Here is a 22,488-nt window from a genome sequence, read left to right on the forward strand (position 1 = left end):
CAGGCCGCTGCCGGTCAAAGCAGCGGTGTACAGCTGGCACTCTGCAGGAAGGAACCGACTTCTTCCTTCCAGGACTCATCCGGCACGAAACTGCGGATGACAACAAAGCCTTCGTCCATGTCGGCCTCGATAAGCACGGAGTTTTCCGCCGCTGCGGGCTTGGTTTTGTTGAGTTCGATCATCTGCAGCGGTGTCGCGATGACCAGATCGAGCTGGTCGGCAATCGCGGTGCGATCATTGATCGAATAGATGTTTTCGCCTTGGCGGTTGTAGACGGAGATTGACCAATAAGGTGTCGTGCCGACGCCGGTGATGTGGGCGGGGAGATCCTCGATATCGAAACGGCAGGCTGCTGCCTGAAACAGTGGATCGAAGGCTAGCGGCACGGTTCCCGGCGCCCGGTCCCGAGTCACGCTATGGAATTGCCAGTCATCGCCATAGGCGGAAATGCGCGACCAGGCGTTGCGATCGGAATAGAAGGGCACGAGCAGGACAACCGCGATGTGAACGATGCCGGCTCCGATGAGACCAAAGAGCAGGGCGCGAAAAAGCTTACCCATCGCAGCTGATCCTCGTGACCGCCGGAAATGTCATGTCGACGAGACCCGAATTGCTGCCGACAGGCGTATCATAGAGGGTCATCACGAGCACCATCCGGCCGGCGCCCATCGTGGCAAGCCAGTTTCCCGGTTGCGCCTTGGGCGAAACGAGCACCACGAACTGGCCATTCTCCTGGCGGAGTATTTGCCGCGAATGCAGCGCAGGCAGGCGGTCCTTACCTGGGTCAAGTGCGATGAGCGATCGGTCGGCCGCGTAGAGCGTCCAGAAACGCGAATTGGGGCTATTGCCTTCGATCCTGTAGGAGCAGCGCCGGTCGAGTGCCTGGCCCTGATTATCATCATAGGCGTAAAAGGCGAGGCCCTCGGCGGACCCAAGCGGAAAGGCGCCTTCGCGGGCGGCGCGCGCCTTGGCATAAGGATCGGAGAGGAGGGTACCTGCTTCCGGATGCCCGGTCCATTGGCCGACGGTCAGCGCGCCAAAGCCATCGAAACGGTTGACCGCGTACCATGCGCTCAGCGTGCCGCCGCCGACAGCAATCACAAGCGCAATGAGGGCGAGGAGAACATTTCGAAACATCGAATCAGAAGTACACGCGAGTGTTGGGGCATGCAATCAAAGTGCGGAGACTTTCGAGGGCAGGATCGGCAGTTTGAGCTGCGGCGCGGCTTTCAGCGCCTGGCCGATTTCACGGATGGCCGTCGCGGTGGCGCCTGAAAGAACCCGTGGCCGCTCTTCCGCTTTCAGCGCGTCGTCGTCAACGGCCTCCTCAGCTTTGGCCGCCACCTTGTCCTGCTTCGGCATGGTTGGATCGATGCCCGGGATCGCTTTGAGATCGATGTTCTGATGTGCATAGTTCATGAAGCGCTGCCAGGTCATTGCCGGAAGGATGCCGCCCGTCAATTCCTTGGTCGGCGTGAAATTGTCATTGCCGAACCAGACTGCGGCCGTGTAGTTGCCGGTAAAACCAACGAACCATGCATCGCGATAGCTTTGCGTCGTGCCGGTCTTGCCCGCCGCGCGCGTCATCGGCAAAGCGGCACGCCGGCCAGTGCCCCATTCCGGCACCTGCGACAGCATGATATTCATGTTGTCTGCCGCCGTTTTCGAAAGAACCCGGTGCGGTTTCACGCCATCCTTCTTCCAATCCCACAGGGCATCGCCATTCTGGCTTAAGATCTGCGTGAACGGATGACGCATGCCGGCGATGCCACCGGTCGCGAAGACGTTGTAACCGGTTGCCTGATCCATGACGGTCATGCCAGAGGTGCCCAGCACCATGGTCTTGTGCGAGCTGATCGGCGACTCAACGCCAAACGCCTTGGTCAAGGCTACGATGGGGGCAGTGGTCAGGTAGTCCTTGGCGAGCCGCACGGGGACTGTATTGATGGATTTGACCAGTGCGGTGGTCAGGTCGATCTTGCCCAGATACTGGCGCGAGTAATTCTGCGGCGACCAGTTGCCCCATGAAACCGCGCCACCGGAGACCAGCGTCTTCGGGGTCATGCCCTTTTCCATGGCGGCAGCATAGACATAGGGCTTGAACGACGAACCCGCCTGCCGCAGCGCGGCTGTGGCGCGGTTGAACTGGCTTTCGCCGTAGTCGCGGCCGCCGACGATCGCCCTGACAGCGCCGTTGTTTTCAAGCACAACGATTGCAGCCTGGGTGACGTGATATTCCTTGCCAAACTGGCGAAGATGATATTCCGCGGATTCCTCCGCTGCTTTCTGGATTCCCGTATCGAGCGTAGTGCGGACGACGAGCGTATGGGTCGGCATTTTCTGCGCGACCTTCTTGACCTCATCGAAGGCCCAATCGAGGAAATAATCCGGGCTTTCCGAGCGGCCGCGATCGACCACGGTTGCGGGATTGCGCCGTGCGCCGACCACCTGGCCTTCGGTCATCAATCCGCCCTGGACGAGATTGGTGAGCACCACGTTGGCGCGGGCACGCGCTGCCGGCAGGTTGACATGCGGCGCATATTTCGCTGGCGCCTTGAAAAGCCCGGCCAGCATTGCCGCCTCCGCCAGATTGACGTCCTTGACGCTCTTGCCGAAATAGAATTCGGAAGCTGCCGCGATGCCGAACGTTCCACCGCCCATATAGGCGCGGTCGAGATATGTCTGCAGGATTTCCTTCTTGGTTAGGTTCGACTCCAGCCAAAGGGCAAGGAAAGCTTCCTTGATCTTGCGGTCAAGGCTCCGCTCGTTGTTGAGGAACAGATTTTTCGCCAGCTGCTGGGTAATGGTGGAGCCGCCCTGGACAACGGAATTGGCGCGCAGGTTTTCCGTCATGGCGCGCGACAGCCCGAGGAAATCAATGCCGAAATGGTCGAAGAAGCGGCGGTCTTCCGTTGCAAGGACGGCCTTGATGACGTGGTCCGGCAATTCGTCAATGGGTACGGCACTGCGGTGCAGAATACCACGCTGGCCGATCTCGTTGCCGTAGCGGTCGAGGAACGTCACGGCAAAGTCATCGCGCGTGCGCCAGTTCTTTTCCGTCTCGTGAAAGGCCGGGATGGCCAGCGTCAGCATGAGCACGGAACCGACTGTACCCCAGGTGAATGCTTCGCCCAGAACTTCGAATATAGTGCGACGCCAGCCCGTGACATGGAAGCGGCGGAAGAAGATGGTGGTGTCTTCCCAGAATTCTGCAAGGCGAAAGCGCGTTTCGTAAAGGGTCGAATCGATCCAGGCATCAAGCCCAAGCAGCGGCGAGACCTTGAATCGCTTGCGTTTCTTGTCCGGCCTTGGCGCGTTCATCAAACTTCTTGCCTGCCCTGTGCTAAGCCATGCTTGCCCCTGAAGGCACATGGTTTAGCGGATATCACTTAACAGCTTCTTGAAGCGGCTGTTTAAGCTCTAATATGGTCATTTCGTCCCTCAAAAAGAATACCGCCTTTGTGATTAATGTCACAAGGGCAAGCGCTTCCGATATGGAGATTTGACCGGGACTGTTGCCAAAAAGTTTCCACTTGCAATTGCGCCTGTCCGGTGGATTGGTGTCATTTTTCCAAGTGGGAGCATAGGCATGTCCATTGAGCATTGGCTGGCATTCGTTGCCGCATCGGCAATTCTTCTCGCTATTCCAGGTCCGACGATCCTTCTCGTCATCTCCTATGCGCTTGGCCATGGCCGACGCTTTGCAGCGGCGACGGTTGCGGGTGTTGCGCTCGGTGATTTCACCGCGATGACTGCCTCCATGCTCGGCCTGGGCGCCTTGCTTGCGGCATCGGCAGCGATCTTCACCGTGCTGAAATGGGTTGGTGCCGCCTATCTTATCTATCTTGGCATCAAGCTTTGGCGTGCGCCGATCGCCAATCCTGAAACCGGCGAAACGCCGGAAAAGAACGAGAAGGCCCACCGCATCTTTCTCCACGCCTACGTGGTCACTGCCCTCAATCCCAAGAGCATTATTTTCTTCGTGGCTTTCCTGCCGCAGTTCCTCGATACGACCCGCCCGATATTCACGCAGATGGTGATCTTCGAAACGACCTTCCTCGTTCTCGCAACGCTGAATGCCGCAACCTACGCCGTGATGGCATCGATGGCGCGTCAGACCATCCGCAAGCCGAAGGTCCAGCGTATCGTCAACCAGACAGGCGGATCGTTGATGATCGGGGCAGGGCTCTTGGCTCTCGGCTGGAAAAAGGCAGCAGCGTGATATTCACGCCAGGACGGGCCTGCAAATGGCGCTTTTCTGCGATCCGGTGCTCACGTACCTTAAAGTACGCTGCGCTCCGGTTCTGGAAAATCACCATTTTCGTCGCGTCCTGACCTGAATCTCAACACAGCCAAGCGCAAATAAGAAAAAGATCCAGACTAGGAAAATAATCCTTGACTGCGTAACGGTTGTCCTGTAGGTTCTGGTCATGTACTCCAAGACCAAGCCCTCCTAGGCTGGGTTTACATAAAGCGGTGGTGGTTTTTGCAGAATCACCGCCGCCTTGTTATTTGGATGTTTTTACCCACACAAACGCAATGCCGGAAACCACGTCATCCCCTGTTCATCGCAGTATATCTTGCGCGGAATCGGGAGAGTCTATGGTTTCGTGGCTGGAATATCTCCTACGAAGCCCAAGAGAGACGACGCGAAAGCCCAGAACAGCAGTACCGCTGCGCCGATGGCCGTGACAATCGTTATAACCAAGACCGCATACCAAATCGGAACGAAGACCCCTGGAAGAATATGTTTGACTCTTTGGCTAACGCGGCTCGTTTTGCTAGGAGAACCGCTGGCGGGTACTCATTCACAATCAGGACTCGAAATTTCATCATTTCCCGCGCTATTGCCAGCATCTTGAAAACTTCGAAAAGTACGAAGCAAAAGATACTTACTCCCAACAGCAAACCAACCCAGTTGGCGAGCGTGTGCGAAAGGTGGTCTTTCGTATTCGACCAGATTGTGAAAATACCGGCATAGCCGCCAAATACGATCACCGCCGTGTACGCGGTCGTATGTCCAAAAGCCGCCGACTGAATCTCAAGCATCATTTCCGTGACAAGTTTAGCGTTCAGCGCGGCTGCTTCCTTTTCGCTCTCTGAGAGAAGCGTGGGAAATGTCATGGGGTACGACTCAGTTGTTGGAGGGACGCGCAAGTGTTGGTCTAATGGGAGTACTGCGTCTAGTGGCATATGGGAACAATCCACATTAGCGTTCCTCCGATGCCGCCGCTCATTGCGGCAGTTGCTTGCCGCCGCTCAACATCGGGTGTATCTCATTGCGATGCCAAGCGACGCCGAACAATTTCAAGCGCTGATCTCAGGCCTTCAAGCCTGTCGCATGTCTCTTTCGCAGATCGCCGGAACCGGCAACATAAAATGCCTTGCCCCGAAACTTACTCCTTTTTGGTAAGCCGCCGCTGAACATCCTCAAACGAACCGCGAACATCTCCAGATTTGCCGCTGGTCAAATCAGGAACACATGAAAGTCAAGGCGACACACATCCCCTAAAAGTTGGACCGACCGGACCACGCAAGTACTCGCAGGCTTTGTGATCCTCAGCTATAGGTGAAGCACGTCACCATTGCACAAAAAAACCGCCACTGGGAGAGGGGTTCCTCGACAGCGGCGGGAGGGAGGTTCAAGGAAAGCGGCGGCCGCCTTCTTGAGCCGGTATGATGCCGTGACGACTGGCTCGCCACAATCGGGCCTTCACCTAAGTCTTCGCCGGGAAACTAGGTAATCATTGCCGAGGAAAGCGTCGTCAAAGATAGGGCGGGGGGTAGTTAATGAAATTGATTTGGGTATGGCTTTGCATTTTGGCTGGAGTTGCAAGCGCATGGGCGGACGATAGTACGTGTGCTGAACTAAACGGGGCCTACGAACACGCCGTAAACACCGGACGCTACCAAACGGTTTCAACCGTTACTGGAAAGGGTCAGGATAGCGGGAAGCTATGGCTCCGGACCTTTTATTATGACCAGACCATCTACGTCCGCAGGCCATACTTTCCTTGGCTCTCATACAGGCGTGGAACGCTCGATCATACCGATGATGGACGGTCGGTCTTTCAAAATTGCACAAAACTTGGCACTGAGACCATGGCCGGAAATGATACGACGGTCTTCCAAACCGATTGGCAGCGCTATGGCGACAAGGCCGTAACCAAGTTGTGGTTTTCGACAGAAACGGGAAAGTTAGCGCAGACGGAACGATTCTTTACCGCGCTTGACGAGAATAGTTTTTATTCTGGCTTGCTCGGACAATCGGTGCTCGACAGATACGCCTATGACCGTGGGTTGCCACCACCCCTCGAAGCATACAAAGCATACTTGCCGACCGTACATCCAGAATAACTGGGGGAAAGCAAAATAGGTCGAGGCTGTAAGGTGCGACAAAATGGTCGTTTCGAAGGTAACGAAATGGGGCAAAAACATCACCGCTTTGAGGCGGTTTTGTTACCTTGAACCGTTACCTTGAGATATATCTGACCGACAAGGTCTTGAAATAAAGAAATATTTTATTTTAGGGGTTGTTGAGAAATATGATGTTAAAAGGCGTGAACTTGTGGCAATTCTGACAGTCACATTACCAAACGTTCATGCATCGTTCAGACAGCAACCGATAATAATGACGCCATGATGAAACACCTCTTTATCTCCCTGCCCCTTGCGGGCCTGATCTCGGTCGCTGGCGTCCTCAACGCCGGCACTGCCTTTGCTGCAGATTGCTCCTCTGTGGGACAACGGGTGGCCGATTCGCAAGGCGGGACACTTGCGCGGGCCACCTCGGTTGTGCAGAACGGCAAGGAAGTCTGCGTCGTGGTGGTTCTGATCCCCGGCAAGGATGGCGAACGTCCGCGCCGTGTGGAAGTCGCCGTACCAGCAAACTGATCCGCGCCGGCAAGGGAAATCCTGCATGAGAATACTCGTCGTCGAAGATGATCGTGATCTTAATCGCCAGCTTGTCGAAGCTTTGACCGATGCTGGTTATGTGGTCGACAAGGCTTCCGACGGCGAGGAGGGCCACTTTCTTGGCGATACCGAGCCTTATGACGCCGTGGTACTCGATATTGGCCTGCCGCAAATGGATGGACTGACCATCCTTGAAAAATGGCGTAGGGATGGGCGCGTTATGCCCGTCCTACTCCTCACCGCGCGTGACCGCTGGAGCGACAAGGTCGCCGGTATCGACGCGGGTGCCGATGACTATGTCGCCAAGCCATTTCATATCGAGGAAGTTCTGGCGCGTTTGCGGGCTCTCATCCGGCGCGCTGCGGGGCATGCTTCGTCGGAAATCACCTGCGGGCCACTGCGGCTCGACACCAAGACCTCGAAGGCGACAGTTAATGGTACTACACTGAAGCTTACCTCGCACGAGTTTCGGTTATTGTCCTACCTCATGCATCACATGGACGAGGTGGTGTCCCGCACCGAGCTGGTAGAGCACCTGTATGATCAGGATTTCGATCGGGATTCCAATACGATAGAAGTGTTTGTTGGCCGTTTGCGCAAGAAAATGGGTATGGATCTTATCGAGACGATCCGCGGTATGGGATACAGGATCAAATCGCAAGACATAAAGTCATAGGGACATTTGGCGATTCCACCCTCCTGAACGCCATCAAAAGGCAGGACGACGTGTGACAATCCCGCTGAGCAGCTATCTTCCCAGCCTGCGTTCCCTGTCGCTGCGCGTCATCATGCTCTCGACGCTGTGGACCATTATCTCCTTCGTTGCCATTGCCACCATCATTTCGACGATCTATGGCGAATCGCGCCTCCAGAGCTTCAAGCAGCTGCTTTCCGCCCATCTCTTCAGCGTGATCGCTTCGGTCAGCGTCAATGACGGCACGCTTGCCGGCCGTCCAGATCCGGGGGAGGTTCGTTATTCGAGCCCGCTTTCCGGCTGGTATTGGTCGGTCGAACCGGTGGCCGACAATCTGAAGGGTTCGCTCAAATCTGTCTCGCTGGGTGACAGGGAGATAGACTCGCCCTCGACACTCAATGTTCCCTTCGATACGTCGTTTCAACGCTCCTATATAGAACCAGGTCCCAACGGCCAGCAGCTTTCCGTCGTCGAAACCGAAGTTGTTCTCGACGCGGAAAATCGCGTTGCCCGGTTCAGGGTTATGGGAAATCTGAGCGAGGTTGAAGGCGAAATTGCCCATTTCCGTAACACGCTTTATTTTTACCTCGGTATATTTGCGCTTGGCGGCACGCTGATCAACGCGGCCGTGATCCTGTTCGGTCTGCGGCCGCTCGATCGTGTTCGCCGTTCCCTCGCCGATATCCGCGAAGGCAAGGTTTCGCGGCTGGATGAACGTCTGCCCGACGAAATCGCGCCGCTCGCGCGTGAAATGAACGCGCTGATCGACAACAATCGCCGCATCATGGAGCGATCGCGCACTCAGGTCGGCAATCTGGCGCATTCGCTCAAAACGCCGCTCTCCGTCCTGGTAAATGAAAGCCGGACGATCGGCGGGAGCGAAGGGCGAATTGTCGCCGAGCAGAGCGAGGCGATGCAGGTCCAGGTGCAGCACTATCTCCAGCGCGCGCGCATAGCCGCACAGCGCGACAGCGTGGTATTTCGTGCGCCGGTCACCCCGATCCTCACCCGCCTGGTGCGGGTCACCACGAAACTCAATCCTTCAATGGATGTTCAGTTCAACAATTACATGGATGATGCGATTTTTGCCGGTGAACAGGAAGATCTCGAAGAAGTCGTCGGCAACCTTCTGGAAAATGCAGGAAAATGGGGCCGCAGTGTTATCTGGCTTACGCTCGCGAAGGTGGATAGCGGGCTTGAGATCAGCGTCGAGGACGATGGGGCCGGTCTTGCGCCAAGGCAGATCAAGGACGCGCTGACACGCGGCAAGCGACTGGATGAGAGCAAGCCGGGGACAGGCCTCGGTCTCTCGATCGTCAACGACACGGTCCGGGAATATGGCGGTACGCTGCGGCTGGAGCGGAGCCCCGAGCTCGGTGGTCTGGCAGCGCGGCTGACACTTCCGGTTGCGGCTACCTGAATCGAGCTTGCAAGCGAGCGACTAATCAGGCCATAAAAGGCCACTATAAAGGACACCTTAAACGGACCGATGATGAAATTCCATATAGTCATTTCCCTGCTTGCCGTCGTTGTTCTAGCCGGATGTTCCACGACGTCGGCGCCCAAGAGCAATGGCGGAAGCACGCTGAGCAAACTGACCGGTGGCTCGAAACAAGCCGCCACAACGGGGGTTCTCGCAGCGCTCGGCAATGGTTTGATCGGAAACAATCCATCTCTGGATGCATCGGATCGCAAGCGGGCCCTGCAGGCCGAATACCAGGCGCTTGAATATTCTCCTGCCGGCAAGACGGTCGAATGGAAAAACAGCAGCGGCAGCCACTCCGGTGAAGTCGTCGCGGCGCAGCCATATCAGGTCGGCTCGCAAAATTGCCGGCAATACACGCATACGGTGCGGATCGACGGCACACCGCAATCAGCACGTGGTACTGCTTGCCGGAACGAGGACGGCAGCTGGACGCCTCTGACCTAAGGTCCGGACGCCCCTAGTCCATCACTTTTTAGTCGGACGAAATCAGCCGCGAGCACCCCTCGCGGCTGATTGCATTTATTCGATCTTTTTCTCCGTTATTTCAGGGCTTCATTCATGGCTGCTTCAGCATTGAACGGGTATTCCTACCAACTCCGCATATTATCGAACATCAAGGCGAATGAGGTTTTGCTTGCTGCCTTGAAGCTGGCAAATCCAAGCGGGGACAACCGGCAATGGATAGCAAATCTAGAGGCAGAAAATTGTGAGCTGAAATCCTGGTCGACGCTTTACGAGCCTTTCCAGCTCTGGTTTGCATTGAAATATCGCCCGGACCAACCACGCGTGCCCGCCGGCAACCCCGATGGCGGACAGTGGACGGACGACGGTGGAGGAAGTGGTGGAACTGGGGGAAGCGCAGCGGGCGGTTCCCGGCTCGTCTCCGGTCGCGGGCGGTTTGGTGGCGCGATTGCGAAGAAGCCGGAGACCGGCCCGACAACGCCCGATGGGACGTCGGTTCAACTTGCGCAAACGGGTGGTGGTGGCCGGCGGAGCGGATCGTCATCCGGCCGGATGATTGGCGGACGGCGCATTCAAACGACGCCGCAGGAAGAGACACGTATCCAACTCTCAGCGATGAATGCTGAGGCGGCGGTGCGCCGGGTACAGGAGCGCGATCCAAACTGGAAGCCACAACCTGGCCTCTATGACAGCGCCGAAGGTGAAATCCGTAACAATGAGCGCATAACCCGCGAAGCGGATTATCGGATGATGGAGCTTGGGCGCGGTGCACAACCGGTTTATGAATGGACACCCTATGGCTTTCGCACTGCGCAAAACTATACGGGATTCCGCCAAAGTATAAGAGACGGCCTTCGCGATGCGGGCTATAAGGATGTGCGTGTTTTTATGCGCGGCAGTGCCGTGACAGGGCGAAATTTCAATCAGAATTCACCCTTCGATGGTGCCTATCGTAGTGACTACGACCTCGCATTGGTCAGTCCGTCCATGTGGCGGAGACTGAGCGATTTGGGTGTTCCAATGCGGACGGAAAGGACGCGGAGTGCGCCACTGAAAAAGGAGGTTCTGGACATATTGGGGATTGGAAACCTGAAGCGTTCTCTCCATGCCCAAACAGGGCGGTAAGTCAGTTTCATGATTTACCGCTCGGAACAGGATGTGGCGTTGCGACCGGGCGAGTATGTAAGATTGGAATTGAGGATCGAACCGTAGGAAAAAGCAATGATAACGGACGTGCTCTTTGGTATTAAAACCGAAGATATGGAGGAGATAAAGGAAATACTTGAAGATATACTTAGCAGAAAACTTCAAGCGAGAGAGGGGCTTCATATGGGGGGAGTACTACAGTCTACCTTTTCCTGATGACTATTTATACCTAAGACACAATGCGAATATCGAAGATGGTGAAATTGAAGAGGAAGAATTCCCTGAGTATCCTATCGTTCTGTATATAGAAGATGTCAATAAATATCCAGAGTATTTCGCTGCAATTCAGGCCAGGTCGGACGTTTTCGTCAAATTGCGAACAAATCAATGGCAACCACGCGGAGAATAGAGTTGTGGATTGAGCCATAAGGGGCACGCAGTGCAAGCGGATATTTTGTTTGGGATACATTCCGAGGACATTGAGGAAATAAAGGAAATTATTGAGGAGATTTTGGGTAGAGAGCTTGAGGCGCGGGAAAGCTTTAATTGGGGGCATTATTATTGCCTACCATTTCCTGAAAGGAATTTTTATTTAAGATACAATGAAGATCAAGAAGATGGTGAAGTCATGGAGTATAATTTTTCTGACTTTCCATTATTACTTTACATATCTGATGCTTACCGCTACCCGCGGTACCTGACTGCTGTTGAATCCAGATCGGATGTTTTTGTGAAATTGCGGACGGAGCAATGGGATCCCAAAGACTGAGGTGGGTCGATGGAGCCATGAACGCCGCCAACCTTTGCGGCGAATTGCCCTATCAATTTAAATCCATTTGGATTTTACGCGGGGGTGGGGGTATGTCTCAGCCATGGTTTTCTGGATTTCCGCTGCTGTTCTGACCGTAGTTGCGACGCTGCTTGTGCTTTTGCCATTGACGCGACGCGTTCAAGCGCCCGTGTCGGACAATCAATATGATGTCGAGGTCTATCGCGATCAGCTGCGCGAGCTTGACGCCGATGAAAAGCGCGGTCTTATCGACCCCGTCAGCAGCGAACAGGCACGCGCCGAAATCGGCCGCCGCCTTCTCAAATCGGCCAAGGCCGTGGAGGACGACAAGGCGATTGTCCGGCCAACGAAAAGCGCGACTCGCGAATGGCTCACGCTCGCAACAGTTCTTGCCATCCCTTTGATTTCGTGGGGTATATACACCAAGCTCGGATCTCCGGATTTGCCGGCTCAACCACTGGCGGAACGGCTTGCGAAGCCGGCGGATCAGAGTACGCCAGCCGAATTGATTGCACGCGCTGAAGCGCATCTCGCGCTCAATCCCGATGACGGGCAGGGCTGGGAAGTCTTGGCGCCCATCTATTTGCGTATGGGACGGCCCGGAGATGCGGTTGCCGCGTATCAAAACACCATAAGGTTGAATGGTGACAGTGCAGGCCGGCAACTCGGCCTGGGTCAAGCCTTGACTGCGGAGACTGGTGGTAAGATCACCGCCCGCGCGGAGGAAGCCTTCAAGCGCGCAATGACGCTTGATCCAAAAGACATGCGGCCGCAGTTTTATATCATTGATGGCTGGATGCAGCAGGGCCGCCTGCCAGAGGCGCGTGACCTGATCCGCAAGTTGCTGGCGGAAGCGCCCGCGGATGTTCCGTGGCGGGACCAGGCGCAGGCCGCCTTGACGAGGCTCGATCATGAGATCGCCGGCGATGCGCCGGACGTCAGCGACGTCGAGAAAACTGGTCCGGACGCCTCGCAGGTCGAGGCTGCTGCGGGCATGAACAACCAGGACCGCGCTGCGATGATCGAGGGCATGGTTGCGAACCTTGCCGAAAAATTGAAACAATCGCCTGATGATATCGAAGGTTGGGAGCGGCTTGTCCGATCCTATGTGGTTCTCAACCGGCCCAATGATGCATTGGAAGCGCTGGGCCGGGCGAGAAAGGTGCTGAGTGCAGACAAGCTTGCGCGGCTCGATGCGGTGGCCAACGAGCTTGGCCTTGCCGACGAACCGGACCAACCGGAGAACAATTGATGACGCGCAAACAGAAGCGGCTTTCGGTGATCGGGGGAGGGCTGTTCGTCCTGGCGGTTGCAGCGGCGCTGGTGCTATTCGCGCTGCAGCAGAAGATCGCATTCTTTCGCATGCCGTCCGACATCCAGACGTCCGATGTTGAATCGGAGTCGCGCTTCCGCCTCGGTGGTCTGGTCGAAAAGGGCAGCGTCGTGCGCGGCGATGGCACGAGGATCAGTTTTTCCGTCACCGACCATGTCAAAAGCGTTCCTGTAACCTATGATGGGATCCTGCCGGATCTTTTCCGTGAAGATCAGGGCGTTGTTGTCGAAGGCAAGTTTACGCCCGGCGGCGCGTTTGTGGCCGACAGTGTGCTCGCCAAACACGATGAGAACTATATGCCGAAGGAAGTTGCCGATAGTCTGAAAGCCAAGGGCGTCTGGCAGGGAGGGAGCAAGCAGTGACCGTCGAACTCGGACATTTCGCCCTGGTGCTGGCACTGGCGCTTTCGATTATCCAGGCTGTCCTGCCTGTGCTTGGCGCACGCCGCAATGACGATCGCATGATGGCTGTTGCAGTGCCGGCATCGTTTACTGTGTTTGCCCTGATTGCCCTGTCTTTTGCGGCGCTGACCTCCGCGCACGTTCTCTCCGACTTTTCCGTGCAGAACGTCTTTGAGAACTCACACTCGCAAAAGCCGCTGCTCTACAAATTCACGGGTGTGTGGGGTAATCACGAAGGCTCGATGCTGCTTTGGGTTTTGATCCTCAGTTTCTTCACTGCGCTCGTCGCCTTCTTCGGCAATAATCTGCCGCCAACGCTAAAAGCCAACGTCCTTGGCGTGCAAGCCTGGATCGGCAGCGCTTTTCTGCTGTTTATCGTTGGCACGTCCAATCCGTTCGCGCGGCTCAATCCGGCGCCCATCGAAGGTCAGGATTTGAACCCGATCCTCCAGGATATCGGCCTCGCGATACACCCGCCCATGCTCTATCTCGGTTATGTCGGTTTCTCGGTCTGCTTCTCCTTTGCGGTTGCAGCTCTGATAGACGGCCGCATCGATGCGGCGTGGGCACGCTGGGTACGTCCCTGGACACTGACCGCCTGGATATTCCTGACCGGCGGTATCGCCATGGGTTCCTATTGGGCTTACTACGAACTCGGCTGGGGTGGATGGTGGTTCTGGGATCCGGTCGAAAACGCGTCGTTCATGCCTTGGCTCGCGGGTACAGCGCTGCTGCATTCGGCGCTGGTCATGGAAAAGCGATCGGCGCTGAAAATCTGGACCGTTCTCCTCGCCATACTCACTTTCTCGCTGTCGCTGCTCGGTACATTCCTCGTTCGCTCGGGCGTGCTGACTTCAGTCCATACATTCGCCACCGATCCGGGACGCGGCCTGTTTATCCTCGCAATCCTTGTGCTGTTCATTGGCGGATCGCTGGCGCTCTTCGCCTGGCGGGCGCAGACGCTGGCGCCCGGTGGGCTGTTTCAGCCGATTTCGCGCGAGGGCGCGCTGGTCTTCAATAACCTGTTTCTGACCACCGCCGCCGCTACCGTACTGATCGGCACGCTCTATCCTCTGCTGCTGGAATCGCTGACCGGCGAGAAGATCTCCGTCGGCGCGCCGTTCTTTAATCTGACATTTGGTCCGTTGATGATCCCGCTGCTAGCGGCCGTTCCATTCGGGCCGCTTCTGGCGTGGAAGCGCGGCGATATCCTCGCTGTAGCGCAGCGATTGATGACGGCGTTTTTCGTAGCGCTGCTTGTCGTCGCCTTCGTGCTCTACAAGACCTCGGCATCTGGGGTGCTCGCCGCCTTCGGCATCGGCCTTGCTGTTTGGCTGATGCTCGGCGCAGTGACCGATCTGTCGCTCAAGGCCGGGATCGGCAAGACCTCACTTCGCGGGATGGCACAGCGTATCACGGGTCTGCCGCGCTCGGTATTTGGCACCGCCTTTGCGCATTTCGGACTTGGCATCACGCTTCTTGGCATCGTTGCTACGACGACCTTTGCAACCGAAAGCGTATTGGTGATGAAGCCGGGCGACGGCATTCGGGCTGGTGGATATACGCTCCGGTTTGATCGTGTCGATGCTGTCAAAGGTTCGAACTACACCGAGGACCAAGGCAAGTTCACGATCCTGAACGACGAGGGGCAGCCGGTGACCGATCTTGTCTCGGCCAAGCGTTTCTTTCCCGTTCGCAAGATGCAGACGACCGAGGCGGGCATCAAGACATTCATGTTCAGCCAACTCTATGTTTCGCTCGGCGATGCGGCCAAGGATGGCGGTATCGTGGTCCGGATCTGGTGGAAGCCCCTGGTGACGCTGATCTGGCTTGGTGGCGTGGTAATGATGATTGGTGGTGGCATGTCATTGCTTGACCGGCGTCTGCGCATCGGCGCACCCGCCAAGTCTAAATTGGGCAAGCCGAGACCGGCACGAGCCATCTCATGAGACCGCTGTTTGCAACTCTGGCCCTCGGCCTGGCACTTTGCTTTGCTGCGACCGGCGCGCAAGCCCTGTCGCCCGACGAAATGCTGTCCAATCCCGTGCTCGAAAAGCGCGCACGTACCATCTCCGCCGAATTGCGCTGCATGGTGTGCCAGAACGAATCCATCGACGATTCCAATGCCGATCTCGCTCGCGATCTACGCGTCCTGGTTCGCGAAAGGCTGGTGGCTGGCGATACGGACGAGCAGGTAGTTGAGTTCCTTGTCGCGCGCTACGGCGAGTTCGTCCTGCTCAGGCCGCGCTTGCAGACGAGCACGCTGTTGCTTTGGGGGTTCCCTATCGTCGTTCTGCTGACTGGCGGCGTTGCAATCATTCTGTCGATCCGGCGCCGCCGCACGAGTTCTGTGGAAACGACGCCGCTTTCAGAGAACGAGAAGAAGCAACTGAAGAAGCTCTTCGTTGCATCGGGCGATTGATCGTCAGCCCTTCGCGGGCAACATGCGCGTTAGCACGCGGTCCTTCAGCACGTAATGATGCAATAGCGCGGCGAGGGCGTGAATTCCGGCGATAATGATGATCGCCCAGGCGACGTTGTTGTGCAGCCAGCCAAAAGTTGACCGCAGGCCTGGCGCCAGTGCGACGTGTGGGATGGTGAAGAGGCCAAAGAAGGCGAAAGGCTCGTTCTGCACCCAGCGGAACAGGAAGCCGAGTGCCACTTGCAGGCACAGCAAAATGTAAAGCGCGATATGGACAGTCTTGGCAATCATTGCTTGAAGACCGGTCGTTGCTGGTGGCAGCCGACGTCCTTGGGCCAAGCGCCAGACGATGCGCATGATTATAGTGGCGGCGAGCGAAATCCCGAGCGAAATGTGCAGCGTTTGCAATTCCTCGCGCAGTGCAGTTCCTCTTGGTAAAAACCACCACGTCTCGGCGCTGGCAAAAAGCGAAACCACCAGGACCGCTGTCAGCCAATGCAGGATTATCGTCCCCCTGTCATAAACCTGCCGCGTTGATTGAGCGGCTGCGGTGCGGACACCCGGATTTGGCATGATATATACTCCTGAAATCGCAGTGTAAAATAGAACACCTAAAACCGTCGATTATTCGGGCGAGAATGTAAAATGTATTATTTGTAATGGTTTGCGGCGAAATCAGGCTTCCTCGAAGCCCTTCAAGATCACACTGACATTGCGTGCGTGAACGGATTCGTAGGGCGCGTAATAGCTGATCACACCCGCGACGAAATCCTCCGCGACGAAGGTACGGAGCTCTTGTTTTGCCAGTTCCGGTTCATGGCGTAGGCGCAGTAACTTGGTTACGTAATTGCGTGTGGCCGCGATCAATTCCGGTCCGTAACCGACCGCAATGATCATTTCCTCCGCACCATGATTGGGCAGGATTTTCTCGATATCCCACGTCGCCATGCGCTCCAGATCACGCAAATGATGCTCCAGCCGTTTCGGTTCGGCGACGTAAGTGATCGGCTCTTCGAGCGCATCGCCGGCCAGCATCAGCTTGCGTTGCGGCAGGATTAGCATCGTCCCGTCATGACTGTGAATGTCGACGTGACGCAGTTCCACATCGATATCGCCGACCTCCAAGTTCAGTTCTGTCTCAAAGGTGCTGTTCGGCATGATGAGCGGTTTGATTGGCGGGTTGTCATTTTCTAGCCGGTCGCGATTGGCGCTCATTGCCTGCAAGGTCAACTCGTTAGCGATGATCTCGCAGTCGGCAAAGACTTCGTTCCCGGCTACGTGATCCACATGCCAGTGGCTGAGCACAACCCGAATATTGCTGGCCCCGAGATCTTCTAGCGTCTTGCGGATAATCCTCGCATGGGGCAGCGAAATGCTGGTGTCGTAGACCAGCGCTTCATCGCCAGACACGATCGCGTAGGAACAAACGCCCAGCGAATAGGCGCCGTCGTCAAGCCAGTTGGGTGCATCGGAATAGGCCCGCGCTCCGTCGATCCTGCCGTCATAGAAGGCGAGAACCCCCGGATAGGGCTGGTGAACGCGCATAGTCGATCCGAGCGGCGGCATGATGATTAAACTCCAAATGATGACAATGCTAACCGAACTTCGCGGCGAAAGGCGAAGGATTCAACCTACAGTATATGGATTGGCGCAACAACAGATCATATATCGTCAGAAAATAAAAAATTACGCGTGTAAACTAATTATTTTCGTTGCGTCATATATCAGATTGCTCTATCTGAGCGACACAGAAGTTTAAATATTACATCAGTAATATATACAGCCGCCCAAAATTTTTCGGCTCACATCACGATTTAACATGTAAGCACCGATATATACACCTAAGAGTTGTTGTATATTTCGGAATTACACCATTAACGCGCACATATTATTTACATTAAATATTTTAGAGAGATTGATAATGAGAAAATTGATATTTGGATTAAGTTCATATTCGAAGTCAGAGTGCCTGCCGGTTTTTGTCGAAACGTTCGCAGCGTGCAGTCTGGGGTTCGCCCTGATGACGGGAATGATCGGGACGGCGCATGCCCAAGCAAGCAAGCCTATCGTATTGGGCGATGCGAATACCAAAGGGACAGGTCTCGATTCAGTCACTGTCGGCAACGGTGCACAGAGTACGTCGAAAGACAATATTGCTATCGGCCGCGATGCGCAGGCGGGTTTTGTAGCACCGGCGGGCAGTGCCTTGGAAACCGACAAGCCGGATACGGATCTGAGGGCAATTGCAATTGGTGCAGGAACAAAGGCCCTCGAGCAGGACACGATCGCGATCGGGTTCGGGGCTCTCGCGGAAGACAAGATGACCGGTGCGGTCGCCCTTGGCGCCTATGCGAAAGCATATCTCCTTGGTGGTGTGGCGATCGGCTTTAATTCGGTCACAGACACTGCTGCTGTTTCAACGGCAAATGTGACGATCAATGGCAACCAATATAATTTCGCGGGCAATTCAGCCTACAGCCAAATCAGTATCGGCAACGCAATCCAAAAGCGGCAACTGACCAATATGGCTGCTGGCCAGATCAATGCGGTGAGTACAGACGGCGTCAACGGCTCCCAGCTCTTTGCCACCAATTCGGCCCTCGGCACATTGGGGAGCCGAGTGACTGTCAACGAGACAAATATCAGCAAGAATACCGGCGATATCAACAATATTACGAACGGGAAGGCGGGACTCGTGCAGCAGGCTGCCGGGGGTGAAAACATCACTGTTGCCAAGGGCCTCGATGGTGGGGCAATCGATATTGCGGGCACAACCGCCGGCAAAAAAGGGCCACGCAGGCTGATCAATCTGTCGGCAGGCGTCGACGATACGGATGCGGTCAATGTCGGCCAGTTGAAGACGGTTGACGGGCGGGTGACAGCGAATGAGACACGGATAAACTACGCCGAGGACAATATTGTTGACCTTATCCAATCAGTTGATCATTTGGACGACGATGCACTGCAGTGGGATCCGGCCGCCGGAGCGTTCTCGGCACAGCATGGTACGGAAACGACGAGCAAGATCGCCAATGTCAAGGCGGGCACGGACGATACGGACGCGGTCAATGTCGGGCAGTTGAAAGGTCTGGCGGACGCCGAAAAAAAGCTTGGCGATGTGGCCGTGAAATACGTTTGGGATGACAAGAACGGCAACGGTGAGCTCGACGCAGGCGAAGTTGTCGATTACGGCAAGGTAAAGCTCGCCGGTGCCGGGGCAAATGGCACAGTGATGTCAAATCTCGGCAATGGCGCTGTCAACGCAACCTCGATGGAGGCGATCAACGGCTCGCAGATATTCGACATCGCGCGTTCTTTTGGCGGCGGCGCGGGCTGGAATGCAAACGGCGTGTTTACCGGCCCGAGCTACAGAATAACTGTCATCAACCAGGATGGGACGCTAACCAGCAAGGATCACGACAATGTCGGCGATGCGCTTGGCGGGCTCGACAACAGCGTCAGGATTGTCAACGCGAAAACCGACGGCATCACTGATAAGCTCAACGCGTTGGGCAATGACGCGCTGATCTGGGACGAAAGCAAGAAAGCGTTCACGGCCGGCCATACGGACATAGCCACCAGAGCAGTTAGTGGCAATAACCGGATTACCGACCTGCAGGCCGGTACCGTGAGCGCAACATCAACCGATGCCGTCAATGGCTCGCAGTTGAACGACACGAACAATCGAGTGACTGATGTCGAGAATCGCGTGACGGGTGTTGAGAACCGCGTGACGACTGTTGAGGGAGATGTCAACAACATCAAGACGGACATCACCAAGATCGACACTCGCGTCACGAATGTTGAAGGCGACGTCAAGAATATCAGGACTGACATCACCAACATCACAAACGTCACTGACCGAGCTGTCACGTATGATGGCAAGACCGGCGATCCCAAGACGCTCATCAAGCTGGAGGGTCCGACATCCTCGGATGGCGGACTGACTGGCGGCACGAAGATCACCAATCTCCAGCAGGGCGCTGTGAATGCGACATCCACCGACGCTGTCAATGGTGCGCAGCTGAATGCCGCCAACGAAAAGATGAAGACGCTCGACGACAATACCGCCAAGTACAAGCTCAATACCGTGCAGGAGCAAACTGCCAAGATCACCAACCAATACAACGAGTATCTGGACCAGTCGAAGAGTTATACGGACAACGTACCAGTAGTGCAGCTGCGAACACGCTCAACCAGTCCAAGCAATACACGGACGAAAGGTTTGCCGAACTTTCCTCGGATATTGGTTCGGTACGCAGTGAAGCACGGCAGGCGGCGGCGATCGGGCTGGCTGCATCCTCGCTTCGTTACGACAACAGGCCAGGCAAGATCAGCGTCGCAATGGGCGGCGGTGCCTGGCGAGGGCAGGGCGCTGCGGCATTCGGTGCCGGGTATACCAGCGAAAGCGGCAAGGTGCGGGCGAACGTTTCCGGCGCTGCGAGCGGCGGCGAATTCGGTGTCGGCGCAGGCATCAGCTTCACGCTGAATTGAGCTCATCATGATCAGGCAAGCTATGAAACGCCCCATTTTCCTGGCTTGCCTGCTCCTGTCCGGTTTGCCGTGCCCACCCGCGGCCGGACAGGAGTTCTCCAATTCCGGTTACAGCATCAAGCCGTCCGAGGTGAGCGTTCCGCAGGGAGCAGAACTCGGTCGCTATCGCCGCACGATCCAGCCCTTCGAAAACTGGGAACTGCGGTGCGATGAAAACCTCAAGGCCAAGAAGAAAATTTGCAATATCACTCAGACAATTCTGGACGGCGAGGGCCGGTTCGTTTTTAGCTGGTCGCTGGCGGCCACCGAGGGCGGCAAACCGATGATGATCCTGCGAACCCGCCCAGGACTTGGCCCTGAGAAGCCCATAAGCCTGACCTTCCCTGCAAGAAAAGAACCGGTCATGATCGCTACCAATGCCTGCGATGCCAATGTTTGCGTGACATATTTACCGGTCGGTCCAGTCTTGCGTGAGCAAATCGCCAAAGAGGCAAACGTGCAGGTATTTTATAAAGATACCGCGGAAGTGCCCCTTGTCTTCGAAGCGCCCTTGAAAGGCCTATCGGCAGCGCTTGCCGCAATAAAGTGATTGCGTGAAGCTGCCCCAACTTCCGCAGAACCTTACAAATTTGTCATAATGCGGAAATGGCGACGTAACCTTCCTATCTGTATCACTGGTATTACAAGACGATCCAAGATCGATCAGATGTCCAAGGAGATACATTCATGCCGAACATTCGTAAGTCCTCTGTTTACCGCGCGGGCATTGCCGCCGCCCTGTTGTCCTCGGCTCTCGTCGGGGGGCTTCTGGCGACCGGACCGCTCAGCGCCATTGTCCCGGCGCAGGCTGAGGCCGTGCGTGTAGATGCTCCCCAGCAGCCCGGCTTCGCCGATGTTGTCGAAAAGGTCAGCCCCGCTGTCGTCAGCGTTCGCGTCAAGAGCGCGGTCCATGATACCGCCGATGACGGCACGGGCTTTCCCGGGATGGATCAGCTTCCCGATGACAATCCCATGAAGCGTTTCTTCTTTGAGTTTGGCCAGGGCCAGCAGGGTCAGCAGGGAAAGCGCGGTATGGAACAGCGTAAGTCGCAACGCGACCAAAACCGCCCGGACCGCATTCGTCCGACCGCACAGGGTTCCGGCTTCTTCATCTCTGAAGACGGCTATCTCGTCACCAACAATCACGTGGTTGAAGATGGTTCGGCATATACCGTCGTCCTCAATGACGGCACCGAGCTTGATGCCAAGCTGATCGGCAAGGACAAGCGCACGGATCTCGCGGTGCTCAAGGTCGATGACAAACGCAAATTCACCTATGTAAACTTCGGTGACGACAACCAGGTCCGCGTCGGACAGTGGGTCGTGGCTGTTGGTAATCCGTTCGGCCTTGGCGGCACTGTGACGGCTGGTATCGTCTCGGCCCGCGGCCGCGACATCGGTGCAGGTCCTTATGATGACTTCCTGCAGATCGACGCTGCTGTCAACCGCGGCAATTCCGGCGGTCCAGCCTTCAACCTGAACGGTGAAGTTGTCGGCATCAATACGGCGATCTTCTCGCCCTCGGGTGGCAGTGTTGGTATTGCGTTTGCCATCCCGGCGACGACCGCCAAGAATGTTGTCGATCAGCTGATCAAGACCGGCACGGTTTCGCGTGGCTGGATTGGTGTTCAGATCCAGCCAGTCAGCAAGGAAATTGCTGAATCGCTTGGCCTTTCTGAAGAAAAAGGCGCACTTGTTGCCGAGCCTCAGGCCGATGGTCCTGCAGCCAAAGCCGGTGTCGCCGCTGGCGATGTGATCACCGCAGTTAATGGTGACAAGGTCTCTGATCCGCGTGATCTTGCCAAGAAGATTGCGGCAATCGCTGCCGGCAAGGATGCCGAGCTCACCGTCTGGCGCAAGGGCGAGGCGAAGTCGATCAATGTTGCGATCAAGCCTTATCCGCAGGACGACCAGCAGGCCAATGCTGCTCCGCAGCAGGAAGAACAGGCAAAACCTTCGGCGCTCGACGATTACGGCCTGACTGTCATGCCATCCGATGATGGCAAGGGCGTTGTGGTGACGGATATCGACCGCCAGGGCGATGCTGCCGACAAGGGTATCACGACAGGCGATATCATTGTCTCGGTCAACAACAAGCCGGTGAAGACCGGTGCGGAAATTGAAACGGCGATTGCAGATGCATCGAAGACCGGGCGTAAAGCCGTTCTTCTCCAGGTGCAGACCAACGACCAGTCGCGGTTTGTGGCTCTGCCTATCAACCAGGGTTGATCCACACGAGATAAGGGTTGCGGCGGCGCTGCATCCACCCCCGCTAGCGCCAAAGCACAAAAGGGCGGCAGATCCTT

At 56.2% G+C, this 22,488-nt stretch carries 21 protein-coding genes and 1 pseudogene; 16 read left to right on the plus strand and 6 right to left on the minus strand.

Annotation, left to right across the window (positions count from 1 at the left end; all coding sequences use genetic code 11):
- Positions 1 to 14: 14 nt before the first annotated feature.
- From FHS21_RS06850 to FHS21_RS06860, 3 genes are read right to left on the minus strand one after another with little or no spacing between them, the layout of a single operon-like run.
- A complete protein-coding gene (locus tag FHS21_RS06850) occupies positions 15 to 560 on the minus strand; it encodes a DUF1254 domain-containing protein (RefSeq protein WP_112527545.1) in 546 nt (181 codons plus the stop codon).
- Positions 553 to 1,137: a DUF1214 domain-containing protein gene (locus FHS21_RS06855; RefSeq protein WP_112527547.1), complete on the minus strand. Its 585-nt coding sequence runs from the start codon at positions 1,135 to 1,137 to the stop codon at positions 553 to 555. Before FHS21_RS06855 ends, FHS21_RS06850 begins: the two co-directional genes overlap by 8 nt.
- 36 nt (positions 1,138 to 1,173) lie before the next feature.
- Positions 1,174 to 3,321, minus strand: coding sequence for a transglycosylase domain-containing protein (locus tag FHS21_RS06860; protein WP_183661445.1), 2,148 nt, complete (start codon positions 3,319 to 3,321; stop codon positions 1,174 to 1,176).
- Positions 3,322 to 3,589: 268 nt separating this feature from the next.
- On the opposite strand from FHS21_RS06860, the gene FHS21_RS06865 reads away from it, so the two are divergent.
- Positions 3,590 to 4,222, plus strand: coding sequence for a LysE family translocator (locus tag FHS21_RS06865; RefSeq protein ID WP_112527551.1), 633 nt, complete (start codon positions 3,590 to 3,592; stop codon positions 4,220 to 4,222).
- Between the two features lie 476 nt (positions 4,223 to 4,698).
- On the opposite strand, the gene FHS21_RS06870 is transcribed toward FHS21_RS06865, so the two are convergent.
- A complete protein-coding gene (locus tag FHS21_RS06870; RefSeq protein WP_183661447.1) occupies positions 4,699 to 5,124 on the minus strand; it encodes a hypothetical protein in 426 nt (141 codons plus the stop codon).
- 666 nt (positions 5,125 to 5,790) lie between these two features.
- Here FHS21_RS06870 and FHS21_RS06875 point away from each other — a divergent pair.
- From FHS21_RS06875 to FHS21_RS06925, 11 genes are all read left to right on the plus strand, one after another.
- Positions 5,791 to 6,357: a hypothetical protein gene (locus FHS21_RS06875; RefSeq protein WP_183661449.1), complete on the plus strand. Its 567-nt coding sequence runs from the start codon at positions 5,791 to 5,793 to the stop codon at positions 6,355 to 6,357.
- 285 nt (positions 6,358 to 6,642) lie between these two features.
- Positions 6,643 to 6,894 (plus strand): hypothetical protein, encoded by a 252-nt coding sequence (locus FHS21_RS06880; protein ID WP_112528083.1) that lies wholly within the window; start codon positions 6,643 to 6,645, stop codon positions 6,892 to 6,894.
- A gap of 25 nt (positions 6,895 to 6,919) precedes the next feature.
- The gene (locus FHS21_RS06885; RefSeq protein WP_112527557.1) at positions 6,920 to 7,591 is read left to right on the plus strand and encodes a response regulator transcription factor; all 672 of its coding nucleotides are present in this window, start codon (positions 6,920 to 6,922) and stop codon (positions 7,589 to 7,591) included.
- A 136-nt stretch (positions 7,592 to 7,727) separates the two neighbouring features.
- Positions 7,728 to 9,029 carry an ATP-binding protein gene (locus FHS21_RS06890; RefSeq protein WP_183661524.1) on the plus strand — a complete coding sequence of 434 codons (1,302 nt, stop codon included), beginning with the start codon at positions 7,728 to 7,730 and terminating at the stop codon, positions 9,027 to 9,029.
- A gap of 72 nt (positions 9,030 to 9,101) precedes the next feature.
- Positions 9,102 to 9,539 (plus strand): RT0821/Lpp0805 family surface protein, encoded by a 438-nt coding sequence (locus FHS21_RS06895; protein WP_112528087.1) that lies wholly within the window; start codon positions 9,102 to 9,104, stop codon positions 9,537 to 9,539.
- 114 nt (positions 9,540 to 9,653) lie between these two features.
- Positions 9,654 to 10,682, plus strand: a complete 1,029-nt coding sequence (locus FHS21_RS06900; protein ID WP_183661528.1) for a hypothetical protein — start codon at positions 9,654 to 9,656, stop codon at positions 10,680 to 10,682.
- A gap of 460 nt (positions 10,683 to 11,142) precedes the next feature.
- The gene (locus FHS21_RS06905) at positions 11,143 to 11,472 is read left to right on the plus strand and encodes a hypothetical protein (RefSeq protein ID WP_183661451.1); all 330 of its coding nucleotides are present in this window, start codon (positions 11,143 to 11,145) and stop codon (positions 11,470 to 11,472) included.
- Positions 11,473 to 11,575: 103 nt separating this feature from the next.
- Positions 11,576 to 12,745, plus strand: a complete 1,170-nt coding sequence (gene ccmI, locus FHS21_RS06910) for a c-type cytochrome biogenesis protein CcmI (RefSeq protein WP_112527563.1) — start codon at positions 11,576 to 11,578, stop codon at positions 12,743 to 12,745.
- Positions 12,745 to 13,188, plus strand: a complete 444-nt coding sequence (gene ccmE, locus FHS21_RS06915; protein WP_112527565.1) for a cytochrome c maturation protein CcmE — start codon at positions 12,745 to 12,747, stop codon at positions 13,186 to 13,188. The genes ccmI and ccmE overlap by 1 nt, the downstream gene beginning before the upstream one ends.
- The gene (locus tag FHS21_RS06920; protein WP_183661453.1) at positions 13,185 to 15,176 is read left to right on the plus strand and encodes a heme lyase CcmF/NrfE family subunit; all 1,992 of its coding nucleotides are present in this window, start codon (positions 13,185 to 13,187) and stop codon (positions 15,174 to 15,176) included. The genes ccmE and FHS21_RS06920 overlap by 4 nt, the downstream gene beginning before the upstream one ends.
- Positions 15,173 to 15,649 (plus strand): cytochrome c-type biogenesis protein, encoded by a 477-nt coding sequence (locus FHS21_RS06925; RefSeq protein WP_112527569.1) that lies wholly within the window; start codon positions 15,173 to 15,175, stop codon positions 15,647 to 15,649. Before FHS21_RS06920 ends, FHS21_RS06925 begins: the two co-directional genes overlap by 4 nt.
- A 3-nt stretch (positions 15,650 to 15,652) precedes the next feature.
- Here FHS21_RS06925 and FHS21_RS06930 read toward each other — a convergent pair whose 3' ends face one another.
- Together FHS21_RS06930 and FHS21_RS06935 are read right to left on the minus strand one after the other, a co-directional pair.
- Positions 15,653 to 16,222, minus strand: coding sequence for a cytochrome b (locus FHS21_RS06930; RefSeq protein WP_112527571.1), 570 nt, complete (start codon positions 16,220 to 16,222; stop codon positions 15,653 to 15,655).
- Positions 16,223 to 16,324: 102 nt separating this feature from the next.
- Positions 16,325 to 17,215 carry an MBL fold metallo-hydrolase gene (locus FHS21_RS06935; protein ID WP_183661455.1) on the minus strand — a complete coding sequence of 297 codons (891 nt, stop codon included), beginning with the start codon at positions 17,213 to 17,215 and terminating at the stop codon, positions 16,325 to 16,327.
- Positions 17,216 to 17,678: 463 nt separating this feature from the next.
- Between FHS21_RS06935 and FHS21_RS31150 the strand changes: the two are divergent.
- The 4 genes and pseudogenes from FHS21_RS31150 to FHS21_RS06950 form a co-directional block, all read left to right on the plus strand.
- Positions 17,679 to 19,673, plus strand: a pseudogene (locus FHS21_RS31150) (hypothetical protein); the annotation flags it as partial.
- Between the two features lie 320 nt (positions 19,674 to 19,993).
- On the plus strand, positions 19,994 to 20,143 hold the full coding sequence (locus FHS21_RS31470) for a YadA-like family protein (protein ID WP_376772067.1): 150 nt from the start codon (positions 19,994 to 19,996) through the stop codon (positions 20,141 to 20,143).
- A 7-nt stretch (positions 20,144 to 20,150) separates the two neighbouring features.
- Positions 20,151 to 20,732, plus strand: a complete 582-nt coding sequence (locus tag FHS21_RS06945) for an invasion associated locus B family protein (RefSeq protein WP_112527577.1) — start codon at positions 20,151 to 20,153, stop codon at positions 20,730 to 20,732.
- Positions 20,733 to 20,869: 137 nt separating this feature from the next.
- Positions 20,870 to 22,411: a Do family serine endopeptidase gene (locus tag FHS21_RS06950; RefSeq protein WP_183661459.1), complete on the plus strand. Its 1,542-nt coding sequence runs from the start codon at positions 20,870 to 20,872 to the stop codon at positions 22,409 to 22,411.
- The last annotated feature ends 77 nt before the right edge of the window (positions 22,412 to 22,488 follow it).

The organism is Phyllobacterium trifolii (genome assembly GCF_014192095.1).
In the GTDB taxonomy this organism is placed as follows: Bacteria; Pseudomonadota; Alphaproteobacteria; order Rhizobiales; family Rhizobiaceae; genus Phyllobacterium; species Phyllobacterium trifolii.